Consider the following 13741-nt stretch of genomic DNA (forward strand, 5'->3'; position numbering starts at 1 on the left):
CTGCAGAGGGGACTCTGTGGGAGAGTAGGACGCCGCCGAACAATTTTTCAGCTCCGGTCCCTGAACCTTGTGGTTCAGGGACCGGAGCTTTTTTGTTTTCGTGGTGCCCTGCTGCGCGTTACTTCATGTTCACTTCAAGTGGTCAGGCTCCCTGGCATGGGGACAGTGGGAACGCTCAGGTCGGCCGGTGTCCGCGCAGGCGACGAGGTGGTGGTGCCGGCGTACGGCAACCCCGAGGTCGCCGAGGCCGTCGTGGAGCTGGGCGCGCTGCCGGTCTTCGCCGACGTGGACGCGGACAGTCTCTGCCTCGACCCGGCCGCGGTGGCCGACGCGGTCACCCCGCGCACGGCGGCCGTCGTCGCCGTACACCGCTTCGGCCGGCCCGCGGACATGGGCTGGATACGGGAGACCGGGCGGCGGTACGGACTGCTGGTCGTCGCCGCCCACGAACCCGGAGCCGACCGGGCCGACCAGGACGGTGTGCGGCGCAGGCAGGACCGTGCGGCCTACCTGAACGGCCGGCTGACCGGCGTGGTGACGCCGGCCGCCGTAGCGGGCCACACCTACGAGCAGTACGTCGTCCGCGTCCCGGGGAACGGCCGTCCGGACCGGGACGCCTTCGCGCGGGCCCTGCGCTCCCGGGGCGTCGCCTGCCACGTGCCCGTACAGGCGCCCGTGTACCGCACGCCGGGGCTGCGGAGGGATGTCTTCCTGCCGCAGACGGAGCGGGCCGTCGACGAGACGCTCGCGCTGCCGGTCCGCAGCGACCTGTCGCGGCGCGAACTGCACAAGATGGCCGGCGCCTGCAACGCGCTCGGCGGTCTGCTGCAGCCGGCGGGTTGAACATCCCTTTTGCGGCGGAGTGCGCTGCGCTTTCCGGGGGATGCGGTGCGCGATTCGGTTTATCGGACGAGTTCGGGTAGAGTTTTCTTCGTTGCCGCGCCCCAATAGCTCAGTCGGCAGAGCGTCTCCATGGTAAGGAGAAGGTCTACGGTTCGATTCCGTATTGGGGCTCCGAGAAAAGGCCCCCGCCATGTGGCGGGGGCCTTTTTCGTGCGCAAGGGCCGGTGCCTACAGGAAGGCCGGGGCTGGCCCCCGGGTCACGCGTTGAGCGCGACCTCGGGGACACGCATGGCGAGAATGGCCATGTCGTCGGAGGCCGGTTCGGCGGCGAAGCGCTCCACCGCCCGCAGGATGCGCGCGGCCACGGCGCCGGCCGTCAGGCCCGTACACGTCGTCAGTACGTCCGTGAGGCCGTCGTCGCCCAGCATGCGAGTGCCCTCGCGGCGCTCGGTGACGCCGTCGGTGACGCACAGCAGGACGTCGCCCGGATCGAGGGTGACGGTCTGTTCGTACAGCTCCAGATCCTCCATGACGCCCAGCAGGGGCTGCGGCTCGGCGGCGGGCTCGACCGTGCCGTCCTGGCGCAGCCGCAGCGGCAGCGGATGGCCGGCGCAGACGACCTTCAGCACGGCGCTGCCGTCGCGCTGCGGCCACAGCTCGCCGTAGAGCAGCGTCAGGAAGCGGCTGCGGGCGCCCTCGTCGAGGATCGCGGCGTTCAGCCGCTCCAGGACGGCGGGGCCGCCGAAGCCCTCCCGGGCGAGCAGCCGCAGCGCGTGCCGGGCCAGGCCGGTGACCGCGGCGGCCTCCGGGCCCGTACCGCAGACGTCGCCGATGGCGAAGCCGTACGCGCCGTCGCGGATGGGGAACAGGTCGTAGAAGTCGCCGCCGACCTCGTTGCCCTCGCCGGCCGCGCGGTAGATGACCTCGACCTCGACGCCCGGGACCTCGGGCAGCTCCGGAGGCAGCAGGCTGCGCTGGAGGGACTGGCTGATGGCCGTGCGCTCCGAGTACAGGCGCGCGTTGTCCAGCGCGAGCGCGGCCCTCCTGGAGAGGTCCTCGGCGAGCTCCAGGATCTCCTGGCGGAAGTGTTCCTCACTGGGCTTGCCGAGCGTGAGCATGCCGATGACGCGATTGCGGGCCACCAGCGGCAGCACGACGGTCTCGCCGCCCACCGCCGACGCGGTCGCCAGGGTGGCGCCGGGGCCCTTGGAGGGGCGGGCCGAGTTGCCGAGGCCGAGGCTGCGCAGGGAGGTGCGCAGGGCCGCGTCGTGGGCGGCGTCGGTCGGCGCGTTCCACAGCCGGGCTCCGGGGGTGGGCACCGGCTCCGGCGGGTCGACCTTCATCAGGAGCGACTTGAGGCCGTCGATGCGGTCCTCGTCCTCGTGCAGGACGTAGGACAGCTCGGGCTCGGAGGCCTGGTCGGCGACGGTGTACACGGCGCACCAGGTGGCGAGGGTGGGCACCGTCATCTGGGCCATCAGGGCCAGCGTCTGGTCCCGGTCGAGGGTGCCGGCCAGCAGGTCGGAGGCCTCGACGAGGAAGGAGAGGGAGCCGCGGCGCAGCCGTTCCAGCTCGGTCAGGCGGGCCCGCTCGACGGCCAGCGCGATGCGGTCGGCGGCGAACTGGAGGCGCAGCGCCTCCTCGTTCGTGTAGCGGCCGGGGGCCTCGGCGGCGACGCCCAGGGAGCCGGTGAGGCGGCCCTCGACCTTCAGGGGGACCGTGACGACGGAGCGCATGCCCGTACCGGAGAGCAGCGGTACGGCGCCCGGGACGGCCGTCAGGTCCTCGTGGACGGCCGGCATGCGGGCGGAGCCGTACCGCCCGGAGCCCGCCTCGACCGGAACCCGGGCGAAGCGCTGACGGGCCGAGGGCAGGCCGGTGGAGGCCCGTACCTCCAGCTCGGTCTCGTCGTCGGTGGCCAGGAGCAGGTACGCGGCGTCGCCGTCGAGCATGTCGCGGGCGCGCTCGACGGTGCGCTGGAGCAGGCCGTCCAGGTCGTCGGGGGCCGGCGAGCCGATGAAGACCTCGAACGGGTCGGCGGGGCCGCGGCCCTCGGGCGGCTGGGCGGCCTGGTCGGGGGCGGGGGTGCGCAGCGGGCTCTGGAGGACGGCGCGCTCGTGGTCGCGCACCAGGAGGCAGACCGTGTACGGCTCGCCGTCGGCGTCGCGGACGCGCAGGTGGGAGGCGTACACCGGGACGACCCGCCCGTCGGCGCCCCGTATGCCGTACGAGCCCTCCCAGCGGGAGAGCTGGAGCGCCTCGGCGATGCCGGTGCCGGTGCCGGGGGTGTGCGGCCAGGCGGCGAAGTCGGTGAGCGGCTTGCCGACGACCTGCTCGGGGTCGTACGCGAAGAGGTCCCGGGCGTCCTCGTTCCAGAAGCTGATGCAGCCGCCGCGGTCGATCTGGACGACGGCGACGCGGACCCGGCTGTCGGCGACCGGCAGGGCGTCCACGGGCAGCGCGGGGCCCGCCGAGCGGGTGCCGGCGGGGCGCTCGGGCAGGTCGAGCTGGAACCAGACGTGCTTCTGCGAGGCGGTGTACTCCACGCCCCAGCGGCTGGCCAGCGCGCCGCACAGCAGCAGCCCGCGGCCGCCCTCGCGGTCCGGATGGGCGAACGCGCGGCCGGTGTTTTGCAGGGGGATCTCCCGCTCCGGATAGCGGTCCGCGACCTCGATGCGCACGCCGCCGTCCGTGCGCAGACACAGTACGTCGGCGGCGGTGCCCGCGTGGACGACGGCGTTGGTGACCAGTTCGCTGGTCAGGACGACGGCGTCGTCGACGATGTCGCCGTAGCCCCAGCCCTGGAGGGTGTCGCGCACAAAGGCGCGGGCGGTGGCGACCGAGCGGCCGACCGGCTCGAACGTGGCAGCGGCCCGCGCGGTGATCACTGGTCTCCTCATGCGTGTGTCGGTGATCTGCTCTCCCACCATGGCGGCGCCCCTCCGAAAGCCTGGTGTGCTCGCCCACTGCCCGTGCTGGACGGCCAGGGCGGGTGGACAGCCGGATGCCAGGTTACTTACCTTCGCCGCGCGTGCGGATGCCGGTCACGTCTGATTGCGCCCCGATCGTGCTCGGGACGGTATGCGATGCTGCCGAACTGTTATGGCCTGGTTGGGCCATGGTGAAACACTGGGCAAGCTCAAAGAGAAGGCCCGGGTAGAACGGTCGACCCTGCGGGAGGGACACGGTGGAGTCTGGCGCAGCGGCGCGGGGCACGAGCACGCGCGCGAAAGGCGGACGTTCCCGGAGCAACGGGACGACTGAGGTGGATACGGCTGCGCTGAACCGGCTGCTGGCTGCACTCGTCTCGATGCGGGACGGGAATTTCCGTAAGCGGCTGACGGTCTCCGGAGACGGAGTGCTGTCGGAGATCGCCGCTGTCTACAACGAGGTGGCGGACCGCAATCTGCACCTGACGGGAGAGCTGGCGCGGGTGCGCCGGGTCGTCGGCCGTGAGGGAAAACTCACGGAACGGCTGGAGGCCGGTGCCTGCGAGGGCTCCTGGGCCGCGGCCGTGGACGCCTCGAACGCCCTGGTCGACGATCTCGTACGGCCGGTGTCCGAGGTGGGCCGGGTGCTCTCGGCGGTGTCCGAGGGCGACCTGGAACAGCGTATGGACCTGCGCTCACGCGGTACGGACGGGACCTCGGCGCATCCGCTGCGCGGTGAGTTCCTGAAGGTGGGCCGCACGGTCAACGGGCTGGTGGACCAGCTGTCGGCCTTCACCGACGAGGTGACGCGGGTCGCCAGCGAGGTCGGTACGGAGGGCAAGCTCGGCGGGCAGGCGCGGGTGCGCGGGATGTCCGGGTCCTGGAAGGACCTGACCGAGTCCGTCAACACGATGGCGTCCCGGCTGACCGCGCAGGTGCGGGACATCGCGCTGGTCACCACGGCGGTCGCCAAGGGTGACCTGTCCCGCAAGGTGACCGTCCACGTCGCCGGCGAGATGCTGGAGCTGAAGAACACCGTCAACACGATGGTGGACCAGCTCTCCTCCTTCGCCTCCGAGGTGACGCGCGTCGCCCGCGAGGTCGGTACGGAGGGCGAGCTGGGGGGCCAGGCGCAGGTCCCGGGCGTCGCGGGGGTCTGGAAGGACCTCACGGACTCCGTCAACCTGATGGCCGGCAACCTCACCGCGCAGGTGCGCGGGATCGCCCAGGTCACCACGGCGGTGGCCAACGGCGACCTGTCGCAGAAGGTCACGGTCAGCGCGCGCGGCGAGGTCGCGCAGCTCGCCGACACGATCAACACGATGACCGAGACGCTGCGTACCTTCGCGGACGAGGTCACCCGGGTCGCCAACGAGGTCGGGGCCGAGGGCCAGCTCGGCGGGCAGGCGCAGGTGCCGGGCGCCGCCGGTACGTGGAAGGACCTCACCGACTCGGTGAACAACGCCTTCCGCAACCTGACGGGCCAGGTCCGCGACATCGCGCAGGTGACCACGGCGGTCGCCAACGGTGACCTGTCGCAGAAGGTCACCGTCGACGTCGCGGGCGAGATGCTCGAACTGAAGAACACCGTGAACACCATGGTGGACCAGCTGTCCTCGTTCGGCGCCGAGGTGACGCGCGTGGCGCGGGAGATCGGCGTCGAGGGCGAGCTGGGCGGCCAGGCCGCCGTACCGGGCGCCGCGGGCACGTGGAAGGACCTCACCGACTCCGTCAACACCGCGTTCCGCAACCTGACCGGTCAGGTGCGCAACATCGCGCAGGTGACGACGGCGGTGGCCAACGGTGATCTGTCGCAGAAGGTCACCGTCGACGTGTCCGGCGAGATGCTCCAGCTGAAGAACACCGTGAACACGATGGTGGACCAGCTGTCCTCGTTCGCCGACCAGGTCACCCGGATGGCCCGCGACGTGGGCACGGAGGGCCGGCTGGGCGGCCAGGCCCGGGTGGACGGCGTCAGCGGTACGTGGAAGGAGCTGACCGACTCCGTCAACTTCATGGCGGGCAACCTCACCTCCCAGGTGCGGCAGATCGCCCAGGTGACGACGGCGGTGGCGCGCGGTGACCTGTCGCAGAAGATCGACGTGGACGCGCGCGGCGAGATCCTGGAGCTGAAGAACACCATCAACACGATGGTCGACCAGCTCTCGGCCTTCGCGGAGCAGGTCACCCGGGTGGCCCGCGAGGTCGGTACGGACGGCAGGCTCGGCGGCCAGGCCCAGGTGCCGGGCGTCGCGGGCGTCTGGCGCGATCTGACCGACTCGGTGAACGGCATGGCCGGCAACCTGACCGCCCAGGTCCGCAACATCGCGCAGGTCGCCACGGCGGTCGCGCGCGGTGACCTGTCGCAGAAGATCGACGTGGACGCCCGGGGCGAGATCCTGGAGCTGAAGAACACCCTGAACACGATGGTCGACCAGCTGTCCTCGTTCGCCGACCAGGTGACGCGGGTGGCGCGCGAGGTGGGCACCGAGGGCATCCTCGGCGGCCAGGCCGAGGTGCAGGGCGTCAGCGGTACGTGGAAGGACCTCACCCAGTCCGTCAATTTCATGGCGAACAACCTGACGTCCCAGGTGCGCAGCATCGGCGAGGTGACCACCGCGGTCGCGCGCGGCGACCTGTCGAAGAAGATCACCGTCGACGCCAAGGGCGAGATCCTCGAACTGGTCACGACCGTGAACACCATGGTCGACCAGCTGTCCCTGTTCGCCGAGCAGGTGACGCGCGTCGCCCGTGAGGTGGGTACGGAGGGCCAGCTGGGCGGCCAGGCCCGGGTGCCGGGCGTCACCGGCATCTGGAAGGACCTCAGCGACAACGTCAACCTGATGGCCAACAACCTGACCATCCAGGTGCGCAACATCTCCCAGGTCTCCGCGGCGGTCGCCAACGGCGACCTGACCAAGAAGGTCACGGTCGAGGCGCGCGGCGAGGTCGCGCAGCTCGCCGACACGGTCAACACCATGGTCACGACGCTGTCGTCGTTCGCCGACGAGGTCACCAGGGTGGCCCGCGAGGTGGGCACCGACGGCATCCTGGGCGGGCAGGCCCGCGTACCCGGCGTCGCCGGTACGTGGAAGGACCTGACCGAGTCGGTGAACTCGATGGCCAACAACCTGACCGGCCAGGTGCGCAACATCGCGATGGTCACCACGGCCATCGCCAAGGGCGATCTGACCAAGAAGATCGACATCGACGCGCGGGGCGAGATCCTGGCCCTGAAGACGACCATCAACACGATGGTCGACCAGCTGTCCTCCTTCGCCGAGCAGGTCACCCGGGTGGCCCGTGAGGTGGGTACGGAAGGCCAGCTCGGCGGCCAGGCCCAGGTGCGCGGCGTGGCCGGTACGTGGAAGGACCTGACGGAGTCCGTCAACGAGATGGCGGGCAACCTGACCCGCCAGGTGCGCGCGATCGCCGCCGTCGCCGCGGCGGTGACCCTGGGTGACCACAACGTACGGATCGACGTGGACGCGGCGGGCGAGATCCTGGAGCTCCAGGACAACGTCAACACGATGATCGCCACGCTCCGCGAGACCACGCTGGCCAACGAGGAGCAGGACTGGCTCAAGGGCAACCTGGCCCGGATCTCCGGCCTGATGCAGGGCCGCCGCGACCTCAAGGACGTGGCGACGCTGATCATGAGCGAGCTGTCCCCGGCGGTCTCGGCGCAGCACGGCGCGTTCTTCCTCGCCGCGCAGCCCGGCGACAGCAACGAGATCGGCGCGGACGGCGGTGAGCCGGGCGCCTACGAGCTGCGGCTGATGGGCTCGTACGGCTACTCGATGAGCACCATGCCGACGACGTTCCGGCCGGGGGAGACCCTGATCGGCACGGCGGCGGCGGAGAAGCGCACGATCCTGGTGGAGAACGTGCCCTCCGGCTATCTGAAGATCGCCTCGGGGCTCGGCGAGGCGCCGCCGGCCAATGTGATCGTGCTGCCGGTGCTCTTCGAGGACAAGGTGCTCGGCGTGATCGAGCTGGCCTCCTTCCAGCCGTTCACCCAGATCCAGAAGGACTTCCTGAGCCAGATCGCGGAGATGATCGCGACCAGCGTGAACACCATCTCCGTCAACACCAAGACCGAGGTGCTGCTCAAGCAGTCGCAGGAACTGACCGAACAACTCAAGGAGCGGTCGGGCGAGTTGGAGAGCCGGCAGAAGGCGCTGGAGCTGTCCAACTCCGAACTGGAGGAGAAGGCCGAACAACTGCGCGCGCAGAACCGCGACATCGAGGTGAAGAACACCGAGATCGAGGAGGCGCGGCAGGTGCTGGAGGAGCGCGCCGAGCAGCTGGCCGTCTCGATGCGCTACAAGTCCGAATTCCTGGCGAACATGTCGCACGAGCTGCGGACGCCGCTCAACTCACTGCTGATCCTCGCCAAACTGCTCGCCGACAACGCGGAGGGGAACCTCTCCCCGAAACAGGTGGAATTCTCCGAGACCATTCACGGCGCCGGTTCCGACCTGCTCCAGCTGATCAACGACATCCTGGACCTGTCGAAGGTCGAGGCCGGCAAGATGGACGTCAGCCCGACCCGTATCGCGCTGGTCCAGCTCGTCGACTACGTGGAGGCCACGTTCCGGCCGCTGACCGCGGAGAAGGGACTGGACTTCTCCGTACGGGTCTCCCCGGAGCTGCCCGCCACGCTGCACACCGACGAGCAGCGACTGCTCCAGGTGCTGCGCAACCTGCTGGCCAACGCGGTGAAGTTCACCGACAGCGGCGCCGTCGAGCTGGTGATCCGGCCGGCCGGTGACGACGTGCCGACGGACATCCGCGAGCACCTGCTGGAGCACGGCGCGCTGCGCGAGCCGGACGCCGACATGATCGCGTTCTCGGTGACCGACACCGGCATCGGCATCGCGTCCAGCAAGATGCGGGTGATCTTCGAGGCGTTCAAGCAGGCGGACGGCACCACCAGCCGCAAGTACGGCGGTACGGGCCTGGGCCTGTCCATCAGCCGGGAGATCGCGCGGCTGCTCGGCGGCGAGATCCACGCCGCCAGTGAGCCGGGCCGCGGCTCGACGTTCACGCTCTACCTGCCGTACAACCCGGGCGGGCTGCCGCCGCAGGGCTACCCGCAACTGGTCGCGGGCGGCCTCGCGCTGGACGCCGAGGCGCGCGACGCGGAGCTGGGGCGGCAGGCCGCGGAGGACGCCGCGCAGACCGGCGTCACGCCCTCCCGGGGCACCGGCCCGGGGCTCGGCCGGCGACGTCGCCGGCCCGCCACGGCTGCGACGCCGCGCCCGGAGCTGTCCGCCGCGCCCACGCCGCCGCCGGCCCCGCAGCCGGCCGCCGAGCCCCAGCCGGCGCCCGCCGAGGAGCCCTGGATCGGCAACGGCCAGGACCTGGTGTCGGCCGGCTTCGACGGCGGCTTCCACGGCGAGAAGGTGCTGATCGTCGACGACGACATCCGTAACGTGTTCGCGCTCACCAGCGTGCTGGAGCAGAACGGGCTGTCCGTGCTGTACGCGGAGAACGGGCGCGAGGGCATCGAGGTCCTGGAGCAGCACGACGACGTGGTGCTGGTCCTGATGGACATCATGATGCCGGAGATGGACGGCTACGCGACCACGGCCGCGATCCGGCGGATGCCGCAGTTCGCCGGGCTGCCGATCATCGCGCTGACCGCGAAGGCGATGAAGGGCGACCGGGAGAAGAGCATCGAGGCCGGCGCGTCCGACTACGTGACCAAGCCGGTGGACACCGACCACCTGCTGACGGTGATGGAGCAATGGATGCGCACGCGGTGACACGTTCGTCAAATGAGGCTCGTAAGGTTCCCCGCATGTTGACTCAGTGTGGCCGGCCACGTGTGGGAGAGCGGTATTCGGGGAACCTTCTGGTCTCTCACTGCGTTTGTGCTACGTGCACAGTGACATCGCGGTGACAGGGTGTGGCGACAGGCGGGGTGCGGCTACGATGACCGGCACAAGGACGGGCGGCATGACAGAGCCGTCCCCTGGGGCGGCGTCCGGTTCATTGCCGGGGCGAGGAGGACGGGCCATGGTGCAGAAGGCCAAGATCCTCCTGGTCGATGACCGGCCGGAGAATCTGCTGGCGCTGGAGGCGATCCTCTCCGCGCTCGATCAGACACTGGTGCGGGCATCGTCCGGGGAGGAAGCGCTCAAGGCACTGCTCACCGACGATTTCGCGGTGATTCTGCTCGACGTGCAGATGCCGGGGATGGACGGGTTCGAGACGGCCGCGCACATCAAGCGGCGCGAGCGTACCCGCGACATCCCGATCATCTTCCTGACCGCCATCAACCACGGCCCGCACCACACCTTCCGTGGTTACGCGGCGGGAGCGGTCGACTACATCTCCAAGCCGTTCGACCCGTGGGTGCTGCGCGCCAAGGTCTCGGTCTTCGTCGAGCTGTACATGAAGAACTGTCAACTGCGGGAGCAGGCGACGCTGCTGCGGCTCCAGCTGGAGAGCGGCCGCGCCGCGGCGGACGAGGCCGGCAAGGAGCCCGCGGGGCTGCTCGCCGAGCTGTCCGCCCGGCTGGCGGCTGTGGAGGAGCAGGCCGAGGCGCTGTCCAAGCAGCTGGACGAGTCGGCGGACGCGGCGGCCATCGCGACGGCGGCGCATCTGGAGCGCAAGCTCACCGGGCTGCGGCGGGCGCTGGACGCCTTGGAGCCCGGCACGGGCAACGCCGCCTCCTGACGGGCGCCGTGCGGAGCGCCGTGCGGCCCTCCAGCGGCCCGCTGGGCGGCCCCTGAGCCCCCGGGCGGGTTCTTCCCGGGGCGCGTCCTGACGCGTCATCACCAGCCGTGCGAGCGGCAGACATCGTGAGCCGACGGCGTGAAGTACGCGGCGCGGCGCGCGACACGAATGGGTGAAGGCCCGAGCGCTCGTGTCACTGTGGCCGTCGCCTGTAATCTCGTCACCATGGCCTCACGTACGTCCGGCAAGGGTTCCCAGAGCACGGCGGGCCCCTCGAAGCAGCGCGCCGGACAGCCCGGAGGCGCCGCCAAGAAGGCCGCCGCGAAGCGTGCACCGGCGAAGAAGGCGCCGGCTCCGGCCAAGAGGGCGCCCGCCAAGAAGACCGCGCCGGCCAAGCGCGCGCCGGCGAAGAAGGCAGCCGCCAAGAAGGCGCCGCCCAGACCGGCACCGTCGCCCACCGGCGGCGTCTACCGCCTGGTGCGCGCCTGCTGGCTCGGGCTGGCGCACGGCGTCGGCGCGATGTTCCGCGGCGTCGGACGCGGCGCGAAGAACCTGGATCCGGCGCACCGCAAGGACGGACTGTCGCTGCTGCTCCTCGCACTCGCGCTGGTCATCGCGGCCGGCACCTGGTCCAACCTCGACGGCCCGGTCGGCGATCTCGTCCAGCTGCTGATCACCGGCGCCTTCGGGCGCCTGGACCTGGTCGTACCGATACTGCTCGGCGGCATCGCGCTGCGCCTGATCCGCCACCCGGAGAAGCCGGAGGCCAACGGGCGGATCGTGATCGGCCTGTCCGCGCTGGTCATCGGCATCCTCGGGCAGGTCGCCATGGCCTGCGGATCGCCCGGCCGGAACGACGGCATAGCGGCCATGCAGGACGCCGGCGGCTACGTCGGCTGGGCCGCGTCCAAGCCGCTGATCTTCACCGTCGGCCAGACCCTGGCGGTGGCGCTGCTGGTGCTGCTCACCGTCTTCGGCCTGCTGGTCGTCACCGCCACACCGGTCAACGCCATCCCGCAGCGGCTGCGGCTGCTCGGCGCCCGGCTGGGCCTGGTCGAGGTGTACGAGCCCGAGCCGGTGGCCGCGGAGGCCGACGCGTACGCCGAGGAGTGGCGCGAGCAGCCCCGGCGGGGCGGGCGGCGGGCCGCCCCCGAACCGGACTACGTCAACGACCCGGACGCCGTCGAGGAGGCGGCGCTGGCCAAGCGCCGCCGCGGGCGCCGTACGCCCCTGCAGCCCGCCGACCGGCCCATGGACGCGGTGGACGTGGCCGCCGCTGCCGCCGCCTCGCTGGACGGCGCCGTCCTGCACGGCGTCCAGCCCTCCCCCCTCGTCGCCGACCTCAGCAGCAGCATCTCCGGCGAGCGCCGTGACGGCGAAGGCCTCGACGAGCGGTCCGCGGCCGGGCCGAGGCAGGACAGCGGCGCGGTGCCGCCCGCACGGGGCGCCGACCAGGGCGGCGCGGGCCAGGGCGACAGGGACAGGCCCTCGGGGCCGGTGCCGGACTTCACGAAGTCCGCGCCGGAACCGTCCGGCGAGCTGCCCTCGCGCGCCGAGCAGCTGCTGCTGTCCAACGACATCACCTACGCGCTGCCGTCGCTGGACCTGCTCACCCGCGGCGGCCCCGGCAAGACCCGCAGCGCCGCCAACGACGCCGTCGTCGCGTCGCTGACCACCGTCTTCCAGGAGTTCAAGGTCGACGCGGCGGTCACCGGCTTCACCCGCGGTCCGACGGTCACCCGCTACGAGATCGAGCTGGGCCCCGCGGTCAAGGTCGAGAAGATCACCGCGCTGGCGAAGAACATCGCGTACGCGGTCGCCAGCCCGGACGTACGGATCATCAGCCCGATCCCCGGCAAGTCCGCGGTCGGCATCGAGATCCCCAACAGCGACCGGGAGATGGTCAACCTCGGCGACGTGCTGCGCTCGGCGGAGTCGGTGGGGGAGGACCACCCGCTGCTGGTCGGGCTCGGCAAGGACGTCGAGGGCGGGTACGTGACGGCCAACCTGGCGCGGATGCCGCACATCCTCGTCGCGGGCGCCACCGGCTCCGGCAAGTCGTCCTGCATCAACTGCCTGATCACCTCGGTGATGGCGCGCGCCACCCCGGACGAGGTGCGGATGGTGCTGGTCGACCCCAAGCGCGTCGAGCTGACCGCGTACGAGGGCATCCCGCACCTGATCACCCCGATCATCACCAACCCCAAGAAGGCCGCCGAGGCCCTCCAGTGGGTGGTGCGCGAGATGGACCTGCGCTACGACGACCTGGCGGCGTACGGCTACCGCCACATCGACGACTTCAACGCGGCCGTGCGCAGCGGCAAGGTCAAGCCGCCGGAGGGCAGCGAGCGTGAGCTGTCGCCGTACCCGTACCTGCTGGTGATCGTGGATGAGCTGGCGGATCTGATGATGGTGGCGCCGCGGGACGTGGAGGACTCCATCGTCCGCATCACCCAGCTCGCGCGCGCCGCCGGCATCCACCTGGTGCTGGCCACCCAGCGTCCGTCGGTGGACGTGGTGACCGGCCTGATCAAGGCGAACGTGCCGTCCCGGCTGGCGTTCGCGACCTCCTCGCTCGCCGACAGCCGGGTCATCCTCGACCAGCCCGGCGCGGAGAAGCTGATCGGCAAGGGCGACAGCCTCTTCCTGCCGATGGGCGCGAACAAACCCGTCCGTATGCAGGGCGCGTTCGTGCAGGAGGACGAGGTCCAGCAGGTCGTGCAGCACTGCAAGGACCAGATGGCGCCGGTCTTCCGGGACGACGTCACGGTCGGCACGGCCAAGAAGAAGGAGATCGACGAGGACATCGGCGACGACCTGGACCTGCTGTGCCAGGCCGCGGAACTGGTGGTCTCCACCCAGTTCGGGTCCACGTCCATGCTCCAGCGCAAGCTGCGCGTCGGCTTCGCCAAGGCCGGGCGGCTGATGGACCTGATGGAGTCGCGCAACATCGTCGGGCCCAGCGAGGGCTCCAAGGCGCGCGACGTGCTCGTCAAGCCGGACGAGTTGGAGGGCGTACTGGCGGTCATCCGGGGGGAGACGCCCTCATAGAGGCCGTCGTCCGGGGGCACCGCCTCCGATTCACCCGTACGGGCGGTCCGAGGGCGGCGCGAGAGATCGTAAGCAACCGTTTCTCCCGGCGATACGTCAAGTTGAGGGAGGTGGTGGGAGGATGGTGCACCATCGGCGGCCGGACCGGGCGTCCGGCGGCCTGACCCGGCCTTCTGATGGCGTACAAAGTCCGCTCTTCCGCTTGCCCGACCCTTTCGGTACACCCCTAG

General features: G+C 70.9%; 5 protein-coding genes and 1 tRNA gene. 5 read left to right on the forward strand and 1 reads right to left on the reverse strand.

Annotated features, from left to right (window positions below):
* Nucleotides 1–156 precede the first annotated feature (156 nt).
* Both AB0L45_RS29280 and AB0L45_RS29285 read left to right on the forward strand, forming a co-directional pair.
* On the forward strand, nucleotides 157–843 hold the full coding sequence (locus AB0L45_RS29280) for a DegT/DnrJ/EryC1/StrS family aminotransferase (RefSeq protein WP_365845158.1): 687 nt from the start codon (nucleotides 157–159) through the stop codon (nucleotides 841–843).
* A gap of 98 nt (nucleotides 844–941) precedes the next feature.
* Nucleotides 942–1014 (forward strand) — tRNA-Thr (locus AB0L45_RS29285).
* 86 nt (nucleotides 1015–1100) lie between these two features.
* Here AB0L45_RS29285 and AB0L45_RS29290 read toward each other — a convergent pair.
* Nucleotides 1101–3743 (reverse strand): SpoIIE family protein phosphatase, encoded by a 2643-nt coding sequence (locus AB0L45_RS29290; protein ID WP_365845160.1) that lies wholly within the window; start codon nucleotides 3741–3743, stop codon nucleotides 1101–1103.
* 287 nt (nucleotides 3744–4030) lie between these two features.
* Here AB0L45_RS29290 and AB0L45_RS29295 point away from each other — a divergent pair, with 287 nt between their 5' ends.
* The 3 genes from AB0L45_RS29295 to AB0L45_RS29305 all read left to right on the forward strand — a co-directional run bounded on the left by AB0L45_RS29295 (nucleotide 4031) and on the right by AB0L45_RS29305 (nucleotide 13511).
* Entirely contained in the window at nucleotides 4031–9544 is a 5514-nt protein-coding gene (locus tag AB0L45_RS29295) for a HAMP domain-containing protein (protein ID WP_365845162.1), read from the forward strand.
* Nucleotides 9545–9797: 253 nt separating this feature from the next.
* Nucleotides 9798–10460, forward strand: a complete 663-nt coding sequence (locus AB0L45_RS29300) for a response regulator (RefSeq protein WP_365845164.1) — start codon at nucleotides 9798–9800, stop codon at nucleotides 10458–10460.
* A 225-nt stretch (nucleotides 10461–10685) separates the two neighbouring features.
* The gene (locus AB0L45_RS29305; RefSeq protein ID WP_365845166.1) at nucleotides 10686–13511 is read left to right on the forward strand and encodes a DNA translocase FtsK; all 2826 of its coding nucleotides are present in this window, start codon (nucleotides 10686–10688) and stop codon (nucleotides 13509–13511) included.
* The last annotated feature ends 230 nt before the right edge of the window (nucleotides 13512–13741 follow it).

This window comes from Streptomyces sp. NPDC052496, assembly GCF_040679095.1.
Lineage (GTDB): Bacteria > Actinomycetota > Actinomycetes > Streptomycetales > Streptomycetaceae > Streptomyces.